This is a genomic window from Lawsonibacter faecis (assembly GCF_014287675.1).
GTDB classification, from domain to species: domain Bacteria; phylum Bacillota; class Clostridia; order Oscillospirales; family Oscillospiraceae; genus Pseudoflavonifractor; species Pseudoflavonifractor faecis.
Genome location: NZ_JACOPQ010000006.1, coordinates 15,983 through 29,189 on the forward strand (window position 1 = coordinate 15,983; position 13,207 = coordinate 29,189).

At 61.5% G+C, this 13,207-nt stretch carries 9 protein-coding genes; 1 reads left to right on the forward strand and 8 read right to left on the reverse strand.

All coding sequences use genetic code 11. From position 1 onward, the window contains the following. Positions 1-74: 74 nt before the first annotated feature. The 8 genes from H8S62_RS08870 to cysE all read right to left on the reverse strand — a co-directional run bounded on the left by H8S62_RS08870 (position 75) and on the right by cysE (position 11,181). Positions 75-1,928, reverse strand: coding sequence for an ABC transporter ATP-binding protein (locus tag H8S62_RS08870; RefSeq protein WP_155147094.1), 1,854 nt, complete (start codon positions 1,926-1,928; stop codon positions 75-77). Continuing rightward, on the reverse strand, positions 1,925-4,159 hold the full coding sequence (locus H8S62_RS08875) for an ABC transporter transmembrane domain-containing protein (protein ID WP_186919069.1): 2,235 nt from the start codon (positions 4,157-4,159) through the stop codon (positions 1,925-1,927). The genes H8S62_RS08870 and H8S62_RS08875 overlap by 4 nt, the downstream gene beginning before the upstream one ends. Then, positions 4,153-4,617: a MarR family transcriptional regulator gene (locus H8S62_RS18045; RefSeq protein WP_155147096.1), complete on the reverse strand. Its 465-nt coding sequence runs from the start codon at positions 4,615-4,617 to the stop codon at positions 4,153-4,155. The genes H8S62_RS08875 and H8S62_RS18045 overlap by 7 nt, the downstream gene beginning before the upstream one ends. 167 nt (positions 4,618-4,784) lie before the next feature. Continuing rightward, positions 4,785-6,662, reverse strand: coding sequence for an ABC transporter ATP-binding protein (locus tag H8S62_RS08885; protein ID WP_155147098.1), 1,878 nt, complete (start codon positions 6,660-6,662; stop codon positions 4,785-4,787). Next, complete coding sequence (locus H8S62_RS08890) at positions 6,655-8,388, reverse strand: ABC transporter ATP-binding protein (RefSeq protein ID WP_186919070.1); 1,734 nt, start codon at positions 8,386-8,388, stop codon at positions 6,655-6,657. The genes H8S62_RS08885 and H8S62_RS08890 overlap by 8 nt, the downstream gene beginning before the upstream one ends. 127 nt (positions 8,389-8,515) lie before the next feature. Further along, positions 8,516-8,953 (reverse strand): MarR family winged helix-turn-helix transcriptional regulator, encoded by a 438-nt coding sequence (locus tag H8S62_RS08895; protein ID WP_186919071.1) that lies wholly within the window; start codon positions 8,951-8,953, stop codon positions 8,516-8,518. Between the two features lie 138 nt (positions 8,954-9,091). Then, positions 9,092-10,507 carry a cysteine--tRNA ligase gene (gene cysS, locus H8S62_RS08900; protein WP_186919072.1) on the reverse strand — a complete coding sequence of 472 codons (1,416 nt, stop codon included), beginning with the start codon at positions 10,505-10,507 and terminating at the stop codon, positions 9,092-9,094. Between the two features lie 23 nt (positions 10,508-10,530). Beyond that, the gene (cysE, locus tag H8S62_RS08905) at positions 10,531-11,181 is read right to left on the reverse strand and encodes a serine O-acetyltransferase (RefSeq protein WP_186919073.1); all 651 of its coding nucleotides are present in this window, start codon (positions 11,179-11,181) and stop codon (positions 10,531-10,533) included. A gap of 704 nt (positions 11,182-11,885) precedes the next feature. On the opposite strand from cysE, the gene H8S62_RS08910 reads away from it, so the two are divergent. Next, positions 11,886-13,196: a polysaccharide deacetylase family protein gene (locus tag H8S62_RS08910; RefSeq protein WP_186919074.1), complete on the forward strand. Its 1,311-nt coding sequence runs from the start codon at positions 11,886-11,888 to the stop codon at positions 13,194-13,196. Positions 13,197-13,207 lie beyond the last annotated feature (11 nt).

Sequence of the window (13,207 nt, forward strand, 5' to 3'; positions counted from 1 at the left end):
TGCGAAAACACCTATAAAATAAGCGAGGCGGGACTGCAGTGCAGTTCCGCCTCGCTCTCTTTTCTGCTTTTTTCTCAGCCCGCGTCCTCGAACTGAGAATTATAGAGGTCGGCGTAGAAGCCGCCCTGGGCGAGGAGCTGATCGTGGCTGCCCTGCTCCACAATGTCGCCGTCCCGCATGACGAGAATCAAATCCGCGTCCTTAATGGTGGAGAGGCGGTGGGCGATGACGAAGCTGGTGCGGCCTTTCATCAGATTGGCCATGGCCTCCTGGATGAGGTGCTCGGTGCGGGTATCCACGGAGGAGGTGGCCTCGTCCAGAATCAAAATCTTGTTGTCGGCCAGAATGGCCCGGGCGATGGTGAGCAGCTGCTTCTGTCCCTGGGAGATGTTGGAGGCGTCTTCGTTCAGCTCCATCTGGTAGCCGCCGGGGAGGGTCTGGATGAAGTGGTGGACGTGGGCGGCCTTGGCGGCGGCCATTACCTCCTCATCGCTGGCGTCCAGACGGCCATAGCGGATGTTCTCCATAATGGTGCCCTTGAAGAGCCAGGTATCCTGAAGGACCATGCCGAAGGCCTCACGGAGCTCGGAGCGGTTGAAGTCCTTGACGTTGTGGCCGTCCACCAAAATGGCGCCGGAATTCACGTCGTAGAACCGCATGAGGAGCTTCACCATGGTGGTCTTGCCCGCGCCGGTGGGGCCGACGATGGCCACCATCTGCCCGGGAGTTACATGGGCGGAGAAGTCGTTGATGATGATTTTATCCGGGTTGTAGCCGAAGCGGACGTGTTCAAACTCAACAGCCCCCTCCAGGCGCTCCAGGGAGGCGGGATTCTCGCAGGTCTGGTCCTCCTCCTCCTCGTCCAGGAACTCAAATACCCGCTCGGCGGCGGCGGCCATGGACTGGAGCATATTGGACACCTGGGCCAGCTGGGTAATGGGCTGGGTGAAGTTCTTCACGTACTGAATGAAGGCCTGGATATCGCCCACCAGGATGACCCCGGACACGGCCAGCACACTGCCCGAAATGGCCACGGCCACGTAGCCCAGGTTGCCCACAAAGTTCATAATGGGCTGCATCATGCCGGAGAGGAACTGGGACTTCCAGGCGGAGTTGAAGAGGACCTTGTTGGTGGCGTCGAACTCCTCCTTGACGGCCTCCTCCCGGTTGAAGGCCCGGACCACGTTGTGGCCGGAGTAGACCTCCTCCACCTGGCCGTTGATATGCCCCAGGTACTCCTGCTGGGCTTTGAAGTACTTTTGAGAGTGCTTCACGACGATGCTGATGAGGAGCATGGAGACGGGCAGAATCACCACCGCAATCAGCGTCATGATGGGACTGATGGTGAGCATCATGATAAAGACGCCGATGACCATGGTCACGGAGGTGATGAGCTGGGTGACGCTCTGGTTCAGGCTCTGGCCCATGGTGTCCACGTCGTTGGTGATGCGGGAGAGGACCTCGCCCACGGTGCGGGACTCAAAATACTTCATGGGCATGCGGTTGATTTTTTCAGAGATGTCCCTGCGCATCCGGTAGGCCATTTTCTGGGAGATGCCGCTCATCAGCCAGCCCTGGACGAAGGAGAAGACGGATGCCAGGGCGTAGAGACCCAGGAGGAACAGGAGAATCTGGGCCAGGCGGGCGAAGTCGATGCCGCCGGTGCCGGCGATTTTAGCTGTGAGGCCGGCGAAGAGCTCGCTGGTGGCGGTGCCGAGAATCTTGGGCCCGAAGATGTTGAATACCGTGGAGCCGATGGCGAAGAGGAGGACGAAAATCAGCGCTACCTTAAACTTGCCCATATACTTGAGGAGCTTGCCCACGGTACCCTTGAAGTCCTTGGCCTTCTCGCCGGGCATCATGCCCCGGCCGGGGCCGCCCATGGGGCCGTGGCGGCGCTGGGCGGTATTGGTCTTGCTCTCACTCATGCGCCCTCACCTCCCAACTCAGCCTCGGAGAGCTGGCTTCTGGCTATTTCCTGATAGGTTGCGCAGGTCTGCATCAGCGCGCCGTGGGTGCCGATGCCCGCGATTTTACCCTCGTTGAGGACCACGATCTGGTCGGCGTGGAGGATGGTGGAGATACGCTGCGCCACAATGATGACGGTGGCGTCCTTCACCTTCTCGTTCAGCGCCCGGCGCAGGACCACGTCGGTCTTATAGTCCAGAGCGGAGAAGGAGTCGTCGAAGAGGAACACCTTGGGGTTTTTCGCGATGGCCCGGGCGATGCTCAGGCGCTGCTTCTGTCCGCCGGAGACGTTGGTGCCGCCCTGGGCGATGGGGCTCTGGTAGCCCTCGCTCTTGGAGTCGATAAACTCGCAGGCTTGGGCAATGGCGGCCGCCTCCCGCATGGCGTCGTCGGTGATGTCCGATCCGCCGAACTTCAGGTTGGACTCGATGTCGCCGGAGAAGAGAATGCCCTTTTGGGGCACGTAGCCCAGCAGCTCATGGAGCTTGTGCTGGGAGAGGTCCCGGATGTCCACGCCGTCCATGGTGATGCGTCCGTAGCTCACGTCGAAGAACCGCGGAATAAGATTCAAAAGGGTGGACTTGCCCGAGCCCGTGGAGCCGATGATGGCGGTGGTCTCGCCGGGCTTGGCGGTGAAGCTGATATGCTCCAGCACGTCGGCCCCCGCGTCTGGATAGCGGAAGGACACGTCCTCGAAGGACACTACTCCCTTCCAGCTCTCCTTCTCGTTGTCCTTCACCTTCCGCTTGTCGCGGATGGTGGGCGCCGTCTCCAGCACCTCGTTGATGCGGTTGGCCGCCACGCCGGCCCGGGGCAGCATGATGGAGATCATGGCGATCATCAGGAAGGCCATTACAATCTGCATGGTGTAGGTGATGAAGGCGATCATGTCGCCCACCTGCATGGTGCCCGCGTCGATGCCGTGGCCGCCGTTCCAGACGATGAGGATGGAGACGCCGTTCATCAGCAGCATCATACACGGCATCATGAATGTCATGACCCGGTTGGTGAAGAGCTGGGTCTTCTTGAGGTCCAGGTTGGCAAGGTCGAAACGCTTCTCCTCGTGCTTTTCCCGGGAGAAGGCGCGGATGACGGGGATACCGGTGAGGATCTCGCGGGAGACCAGGTTCAGCTTATCCACCAGAGTCTGCATCTTCTTGAACTTGGGCATGGCCAGGCACATAAGGACGGCCACCAGCGCCAGGGCGGAGCCCACGGCCACGCCGATGATCCAGCCCATGCCGGTGCGGGTGTGGGAGACCTTGATAATGCCGCCGATGCCGATGATGGGCGCGTAGAGCACGATGCGCAGCAGCATGACCACCACCATCTGCACCTGCTGGATATCATTGGTGGAGCGGGTGATGAGGGAGGCGGTGGAGAAGCGGTCGATCTCCGCGCTGGAGAAGGAAACCACCTTTTTAAACACGTCGCCGCGCAGGTTCATGCCGATCTTAGCGGCGGTGCGGGAGGCCAGCAGGCCCACCAGAATGGCGGCGGCCACCATCAGCAGGGAGATGCCCAGCATCTTGGCTCCGGTGAGGAGGAGGTAGTTCATCTGGATCCGGTTCAGGTCCAGGCCCATGGCGGCGTACTCGTTCTTCACGAAGAGCAGGGCCTTCTGCTCTACAATGAGCTCGGACTGGCCGCCGTACTGAGCCAGAAACTGCCCGGCCATCTCGTTGATCTGTTCCCTGGTAATCACTCCCCCGGCCACCGCGGCGCGGAGCTGGTCCATGTCCATGGCGCTGAACCGGCGGAACTGTTCCATCTGCTCCTCCGTCAGCGTTCCGCCCGCAGGCATGGCGGACGTCTGCCCGGCGTCCGTCTCACTCCGGCCTCTCTTCATGTCGAGCAGCAGCATGGGCATGCCGAAGGCCTCGTCCAGGGCGGCGACAGCGTCCTTGTCCCTCTCAGTGAGGACATAGGTGCCGTCCGCGTCCAGGGTATAGGCGGCGTCCACCAGGGCGGCGTCGGCGTCGCTCATGAAGAGCTCCAAATCCTCCAGTGTGTCGGAGCGGATCCGGTCGGGCGTCACCCGCTCGATGCCCCCCTGCTGGATGCCCACATCCACGATGTCCGACGTGTACTGCGGCAGGCCCAGGTCGCACATGGCCTGAATCACCAGCAGCAGTATAATCGCAAGCACGGACAACTTACATTCTTTTAAATAGCGAAATAGCTTTAGCACGGCATACTCTCCTTTGCCTGTTCGTCTTCAATGATGTCGGAAAGCCGGTTCCACAGATCCACCAGGGTGCGCAGGTCCTCCCCGCCCATCCGGCCCGTCACCCGGTCCATGAACTGCTCCACCCGCTTCGCCGTCCGCTCCCAGGCGGCATGACCCTGGACGGTGACGATAATGTAGGTGTTGCGGCGGTCGGACCGGTCCACGCTCCGCTCGATGAATCCCTTGCGCTCCATCCCCCGCAGCATCCGGGACGCGCCCGGGGGCGACACCCGCATATAGCGGGCCAGCTCCCAGACATACATCCCCTCGGGATGGTCCTCCATGTGCTTGCGGAGCATCCCCAGGCTGAAGAACTCCCCCTGGGTGAGGCCCTCCATCTCCATAACCTGTCCGGTGTTGAGCCGGCCAAAGCGGTGCAGGGCACGGATCAGCTCCTCCTGTATCTCCTTGTTCTCCACAGGGTTCTCACCATCTTTCGTTGCTAACTATTAACGTCGTTATTAATTATCAGCGTTATGATATAATACGCTGTTGCAGTCCCTGTGTCAACCATATTTTGCACAAAAATTGAGCCCTGGGGCCGTGCATCCTTGGCACGGCCCCAGGGCCCGCTGATTGAGGCGCGCTATTCCAACTCGAACGCACCGGTATAGAGCTGATAGTACTTGCCCTTCTGGGCGATTAGACCGTCGTGGCTGCCCCGCTCGATAATCCTGCCGTGCTCCAGCACCATAATGGCGTCGGAATTGCGCACGGTGGAAAGCCGGTGGGCGATGACGAAGACCGTGCGGCCGTACATGAGATTGTCCATCCCCGCCTGGACGATGGCCTCGGTGCGGGTATCGATGGAACTGGTCGCCTCGTCCAGGATCATCACCGGCGGGTCGGCCACGGCGCAGCGCGCGATGGACAAAAGCTGCATCTGTCCCTGGGAGAGGCTGCCCCCCGAACCGTCCACCCGGGTCTCGTACCCCTGGGGAAGCCGGCGGATAAAGTCGTCGGCCCCAGCCAGCTTGGCGGCCTCCACGCACTCCTCGTCGGTGGCGTCCAGATTGCCGTAGCGGATGTTCTCCAGTATGGTCCCCGTAAAGAGATTTACGTCCTGGAGGACGATGCCCAGGCTGCGGCGCAGGTCGCTCTTTCTGATCTTGTTGATGTTGATGCCGTCGTAGCGGATTTTACCGTCGGCAATGTCATAGAAGCGGTTGATGAGGTTTGTAATGGTGGTCTTGCCCGCGCCGGTGGCGCCCACAAAGGCCACCTTTTGCCCGGGTTCGGCGTAGAGGGTGACATCGTGGAGGACCGTCTTGCCCGGCTCGTAGCCGAAGTCCACGTCCGCCAGGCGCACGTCCCCGGTGAGCTTGGTGTAGGTGATGGTGCCGTCGCTGTGGGGATGCTTCCAGGCCCAGATGCCCGTGCGGCCGTCGGCCTCCGTCAGGTTTCCGCCGTGGTCGTACCGGGCGTTGACCAGCGTGACGTAGCCGCCGTCGCTCTCCGGCGTCTGGTCCAGCAGGGAGAAAATGCGCCCCGCGCCCGCCAGGGCCATGACCACGCTGTTGAGCTGGGAGGAGATCTGGCTCACGGGGTTGGTAAAGCTGCGGGTGAGCTGGAGGAAGGATGCGATGGCCCCCAGGCTGAGGCCGCCGCCCACCCCGCCCAGGGCGATGGCGCCGCCCACGATGGCGATGACCACGTAGAGCAGGTTGCCGATGTTGCTCATGACGGGCATGAGAATGTTGGAAAAGCGGTTGGCCTGGGTGGCGTTCCCGCACAGCTCCTCGTTGAGCGCGTCGAAGCCCGCCCTGGCCTGGGCCTCGTGGCAGAAGACCTTGATGACCTTCTGCCCGGAGATCATCTCCTCAATGTAGCCGTTGGCGCGCCCCAGGGACTGCTGCTGGGCGATGAAATACTTGCCGGAGCGGGCGGTGAGGTGCCTGGCGGAGAGCAGCATCACCGCCACCCCCAGCAACACCACCAGCGTGAGCAGCCAGCTTGTGAAGAGCATGGCCAGAAAGACCCCCGTGATGGTCACCAGCATGGAGAGGACCTGGGGGATGCTCTGGGAGAGCATCTGGCGGAGGGTATCGGTGTCGTTGGTATAGTAGCTCATCACGTCGCCGTAGGTGTGGGTGTCGAAGTATCCGATGGGGAGGGTCTCCATATGGGAAAACATCTCGTCCCGAATGGTCTTCAGGGCGCTCTGGGAGATGACCGCCATCACCCGGTTATAGATGAGGGTGGCCAGCACGCCGGCCAGGTACAGGCACGCCATCAATGCCAGCGCCTTGAGCAGCGGGGTGAAGACCGGGGCGCTCCGGAGGAGCAGGGGCGCGATATAGTCGTCGATCAGGCGCTGGATAAAAAGCGAGGAGCCCACGCTGGCCACCGCCGAGAGAAGGATACAGAGGATGACCACGACGAAGCGCCACGGCTTATCTCCCAGGACATAGCCCATGAGCCGTTTGACCGTTTTGCCTGTGGAGGGCGTTTGGGTCTTATTCATCCGCCCCGCCCCCTTTCGTCTGGGAGGAATAGACCTCCCGGTAGATGGCGCTGGACGCCAGAAGCTGGTCGTGGGTGCCCACCGCGTCCACCCGGCCGTTGTTCATTATAATAATCTTGTCCGCGTCCTGCACGGAGGACACACGCTGGGCGATAATAATTTTGGTGGTCCCGGGAATCTCCTCCCGGAAGGCCCGGCGGATGGACGCGTCGGTCGCGGTGTCCACGGCGGAGGTGCTGTCGTCCAGGATTAGAATTTTCGGGTTCTTCAGCAGGGCCCGGGCGATACACAGCCGCTGCTTCTGCCCGCCGGAGACGTTGGAGCCTCCCTGCTCGATGTAGGTGTCGTACCCGTCGGGCAGCTCGCGGATAAACCCGTCGGCCTGGGCCAGCTTACAGGCGTGGACCAGCTCCTCGTCGGTTGCGTGCTCGCTGCCCCAGCGCAGGTTTTCCTTGATGGTGCCCGAGAAGAGGACATTTTTCTGGAGAACCATGGCCACCTGGTCGCGCAGGGCGGCCACGGCGTATTCCCGCACGTCCCGGCCGCCCACCGACACCCGGCCCCCGGTCACGTCGTACAGGCGGGGAATGAGCTGGACCAGGCTCGACTTTGCGGAGCCTGTCCCGCCCAGAATCCCCACCGTCTCGCCGGAGCGGATGGTGAGACTCACCCCGCTCAGGGCGTCCCGCTGGGCCTGGGCGCTGTAGCGGAAGCGCACGTCCTCAAATACGATGCTCCCGTCCGCCACGGTCTCCACCGGGTCCGCCGGGTCGTGGAGGTCCGGCTCCTCCCGCAGCACCTCCACGATACGCTCGGCGGAGGCGCGGGCCATGACAATCATTACGAACACCATGGAGAGCATCATCAGGCTCATCAGAATCTGCATGGTATAGGTAAAGAAGCTGGTCAGGTCGCCGGTGCTGAGGCCGCCGCCCACCACCAGCCGGGCCCCGAACCAGGAGATGAGCACCATACAGCCGTAGACGGAGAACTGCATCAGCGGCGAGTTAAAGGCCAGCAGCTTTTCCGCCTTGGTGAAGTCGCGATAGATGGAGGTGGAGACCTGTCCGAACTTCTCCACCTCGAAGTCCTCCCGCACAAAGCTCTTCACCACCCGGATGCCCCGCAGATTCTCCCGCACCACATTGTTCAGCTTATCGTAGGTGCGGAACACCCGCTCGAAAATGGGGTGGGCGCGGGTCATGATGAACCAGAGGCCCACGCCCAGAATGGGAACGGCGAAGAGGAAGACCGTGGAGAGGGCGGGGCTGAGGGTGATGGAGAATACCAGCGCGCAGATGAGCATGAAGGGCGCGCGCACCGCCACGCGGACGAGCATCTGGTACGCGTTCTGGACGTTGGACACGTCGGTGGTCAGCCGGGTAACCAGGCTGGCGGCGGAAAATTTGTCGATGTTGGTAAACGAGAAGTCCTGAATTCTATCGTACATATCCTTGCGCAGGTTTTTCGCGTAACCCGCCGAGGCCACGGCGGCATAGTGGCCGGACGCCGCGCCGAACAGCAGCGCCAGCATGGCCATCGCCACCAGAATCAGTCCGTATGTCCATATCTTCGTCATATCCGCGCCGTCGATGCCCTCGTCGATGAGGCGGGCCATCAGCAGGGGGATCAGAGTCTCCATGACCACCTCCAGTGCCACGAAGAAGGGGGCCAGCAGGGAGCTTTTCTGGTAGCCGCGGATGCTCCCCATGAGTGTTTTCAGCATAAATGACCTTCTTTCTTGTTTTGCTTACAGTTCTGTACCTAACAATATGGGAGTCAATCAGGACCGCCCACAGAGCATCTGAAAAGCCATGCGCTTCGGGCTTTTCAGATACGCCTCTAAGGCGGTCCTATTCCAGGTTCTTTCGTATCCTCTCCATGATGCAGAAAAACGTATCCAGTTCCTCCTCCGTCAACCCCCGGGACATCTGCGCCTCGGTCTCCGCGATATAGCCGCTGAAGCGCTGGTGGTGTTTCATGCCCGCCTCGGTGAGCACCAGCTTTTTGAGCCTGGCGTCGTAGTCCACGCTCTCCCGCCGCAGAAGGCCGTCGCGCTCCATCAGGCCCAGGATGCCGGAGGCCGTGGAACGGCGGATGGAGAAAAACTCCTCCAGGTCCCGCTGGAAGAAGTCCCCCTCCTCCCGGTGGTCGTAGAGGAACTCAATGATGCGCCCCTGCATGGGAGTGGCGCCGCCGGCGGCACCGTGCAGGACGGCCTGCATCCGCCGGTCCAGCAGATTGGCTGCGGCTTTGATCTCCCTGCCGATATGCCGCTTGCCCAGCTCCATGGATAAGCGCCTCCCTCTTGTTAGGTAGCTAACATAATAACAGGCTTTTCCGCCATTGTCAAGCACAAAGAGGGGATGGCGTGAAAAACGTGGGGATGGCCTTCCATCCCCACGTCGGTCCTGTATTCTTCGCTGAGCTTAAATCCGCTTCCACTCCACGCCGCCCGGGGTGTCCTTGATCTCGATGCCCATAGCCTTCAGCTCGTCGCGGATGCGGTCGGCCTCGGCCCAGTTTTTGGCCTTCTTGGCCTCGGTCCGGGCGGAAATCAGGGCCTCGACCTCCCCGGCGTCCTCGCCGGCCGCTGCCTCCGCCTCCTTCTCCTTCAGCGCGGCGGCCCGGCCCAGCAGGTCCAGGCCCAGCACCTCGTCGAAGCTGGCGATGAGGCTGCGCTTGGTGGCGTCGTTCACATCGGCCTTCAGCACGTCGTAGAGGGCGGTGACGCCCAGGGAGGTGTTCAGGTCGTTGCCCACGGCGTCGATGAAGGCCGCTTTGAACCCGGCAGCCGCGTCCTCGTCCACAGCGCCCGCCTCTCCCAGCGCCGCCACCCGGGCCACCAGCTTCTCATAGGCGGCCTTGGCGTTGTCCAGGTTCTCCCAGGAGAAGGTGAGGCCCTTGCGGTAGTGGGACTGGAGGCAGAAGAGCCGGTAGACCAGGGGGTCATACCCCTTCTCCTCCAGGAGGGAGACGGTGAGGAACTCCCCCTTGGATTTGCTCATTTTTCCGCCGGCGGTGTTCAGATGGTGGACGTGCATCCAGTACTTGCACCAGGGGTGGCCCAGGTAGGCCTCGGACTGGGCTATCTCGTTGGTGTGGTGGGGGAAGGCGTTGTCGATGCCGCCGCAGTGGATGTCCAGCCGCTCGCCCAGATATTTCATGGAGATGCAGGAGCACTCGATGTGCCAGCCGGGATAGCCCACGCCCCAGGGGGAGTCCCACTTGAGGGCCTGATCCTCAAACTTGGACTTGGTGAACCACAATACGAAATCGGCCTTGCTGCGCTTGTTCTGGTCCTCCTCCACGCTGTCCCGGACGCCCACGGCCAAATTCTCCTCGTCGTGGTCGTTGAAGACATAGTACTGCTTCAGCCTGGAGGTGTCAAAGTAGATGTTGCCGCCGGCGTGGTAGGCGTAGCCCTTCTCCAGCAGGCTCTCGATGACCTTGATATAGTCCTCAATCATGCCGGTGGCGGGCTGGACCACGTCGGGGTATTTGATGTTCAGCTTCTCGCAGTCGGAGAAGAAGGCGTCGGTATAAAACTTAGCTATCTCCATGACGCTCTTGTGCTCCCGCTGGGCGCCCTTGAGCATCTTGTCCTCACCGGTGTCCGCGTCGGAGGCCAGATGGCCCACGTCCGTGATGTTCATGACCCGGGTGACGTCGTACCCGTCATAGCGGAGAAATTTCTCCAGCACATCCTCCATAATATAGCTGCGCAGGTTGCCGATGTGGGCGAAGTGGTAGACCGTGGGGCCGCAGGTGTACATGGACACCTTGCCGCTCTCATGGGGGACAAAGTCCTCCTTGGTGCGGGAGAGGGAATTGTAGAGTTTCATGTCAAACCGTCCTTTACCTAATTTTATACGTTTTTGCCCCGGGCCTGTTCATCGATATACTGCTCCAGCCACTCCAGCCGGGAGGAGAGGGCCTGCAGCTCCTTCTGCACGGGGTCGGTGACGTGAATCTGGTCCACACTGGAGGCGTAGTCCACCTTTTCGCCCGCGATGCGCACCACCCGGGCGGGCACGCCCACCGCGGTGGCGTCGGGGGGAATCTCGCTCAGAACCACCGCGTTGGCGGCAATGCGCGCGCCGTCCCCCACCTTGAAGGGGCCCAGGACCTTGGCCCCGGTGGAGACCATCACGTTATTGCCCAGCGTGGGGTGGCGCTTGCCCTGGTCCTTGCCGGTGCCGCCCAGGGTGACGCCGTGGTAGATGAGGCAGTCGTCCCCTATCTCGGCGGTCTCGCCGATGACGATGCCCATGCCGTGGTCGATGACGAAGCGGCGGCCGATGGTGGCGCCGGGATGGATCTCAATGCCGGTCCAGAAGCGGCTCCATTGGGAGACCAGACGGGCCAGAAACAGAAGGGAGCGCCGGTAGAGCCAGTGGGCCAGGCGGTGGTACAGGATGGCGTGTACGCCGGGATAGAGCAAAAAAATCTCAACGCGGCTCCGGGCCGCAGGGTCGCGGGCCTGGTAGGCCCGCAGGGTCTCGCCTAATCTGGTCATAGGATACCTCCTTACGGACGGTTATACGCAGTCACATGGGGTTTTCCGTCCAACAAAAAACGCCCCCCGTGCCAATGGCACAAGAGGCGACTTGCATCGCGGTTCCACTCTCGTTTATCACTCAAAGCCCGGTAACGGCGGCAAACCGGAGGATTTCCACACTCCTCTCGCTCCCGGACGCACTTCACGCGGGGTTCCCGTGGGACCGCTCTCAGCCGGCGACGTTCCCTCTCTGGCCGTTCAGGCCCGCGCTATTCTTTCCGTTCAACGCGATATTCAGTTCAGGGTCTCTCCCATTGTTACAGTATATTATCACGGGGGCGGATCGGTGTCAAGGGCCGCCGCAGGGACTCAACGTCAATCTGTATAGGAGCAGCAAAGAAAAAGAGAGGACGGAAAGGCGGAGCGGGGTTACCGTGAGGACCAGAGAGGCGGATGATGCCTCCCCTTGGGCAGCGGCGGCCGTGGAGCGGCCGGAGAGGTGTATGTCCCCACCCCAACATAATTTTATTTGTCTAAGCCGCAAACTTTTCCACTCTTTCCCCCGTCTAACCGGATAGTTACATGAATCCACCCCTATAACCGGGATTTCTTAAAATAAGTTAAGGAATTGTAATCTATTTGTCATGCATTTCATCTCCGCCTGTCGTATAATGGGAAGCGATTCAGCAGAGAATACAGAAAATCGGGAGGAACCGACATCCATGAGAAAGCATCTGACAAAGCTACTGGCCTTCTGCCTTGTCCTTGCCATGGCGCTGCCGCTGGCGGCCTGCGGCAAAAAGGATACGCCCAACCCCAACCCGGCCCCCACCAACTCCCCCACCGTGGACCAGCCCAGCGACACGCCGGACCCCACCGCCGAGCCCAGCCAGGAGCCCGTCCCCACGGCGGACCCGGAGGATGCGGTGCGCAGCTACTGGTCCGAGGACCAGCTCACCCAGGCCTGGGGTCCCGGGCAGGTGGTGGAGCATCTCTTCTTCCACCCCGTCATCGCCTACCCGGAGTTCGCTTTTTCCAGCGCCGTACCCCAGGACCGCCAGGAGGGCCTGGACGACTGGATGGTCACCGTGGACGAGTTCAATAAAATTCTTCAAAGCGTCTACGAGAAGGGCTACATCCTGGTCAATATGTGCGATGTGTGGAGCGAGTACACCAATGAGAACGGCGAGCAGCGGATGCAGCGCAACACCCTCATGCTCCCCGAGGGGAAAAAGCCCCTGATCATGTCCTTTGACGACGTAAATTATTACGACTATATGCTCTCCGAGGGCTTTATGTCCAAGCTGATCGTCGGCGAGGACGGGGACATCTGGGCCTATGGCGTGGACCCCTTTACCGGCGAGGAAGTCGTGACCCAGGATCTGGACGCCACCACAATCCTGGACAAATTCGTCCGGGAGCACCCCGACTTCTCTCTCAACGGAGCCAAGGGCTGCTTCTCCCTTACCGGCTACCAGGGCATCCTGGGCTACCGGACCCAGAATGATATCGACATCGCCGCCGACAGCCCCGAGCGGCCCGCCTTCGACGCCAAGCGCCAGGCTGAAATTGACGCGGTGAAGCCCGTTATCGCCCGTCTGAAGGAGACCGGCTGGACCTTCGGCTCCCACACCTGGGGCCATATCCGTCTGGCCGCCGAGGGCGAGAAGGCCGACGCCCGCCTGAAGCGGGACACCCTCCGCTGGCAGGAGGAGGTGGGCAGTCTGGTCGGCCCCACCAATATCCTCTTTTACCCCCACGGCGGCCGGCCCGACGGCGACCACGATCAGGGCGAGACCTACGGCCCCCAGTTCGTCTGGCTTCAGGAGCAGGGCTTCCGCATTTTCGCCAGCGTAGGCATCAGCTCCTACTCTCAGATTAAGACCACCATTTCCGCGGTCATCTGCGACCGCCTCCACCCGGACGGCACCACCCTGCGCAGCGGCAAAGCCCGGGAGCACTACCTCCAGTTCTACGATCCCAAGGACATTATCGACCTGGACGTTCGTCCCGACCTGGGCGTCACCTGGTAAAACCGCCCTTC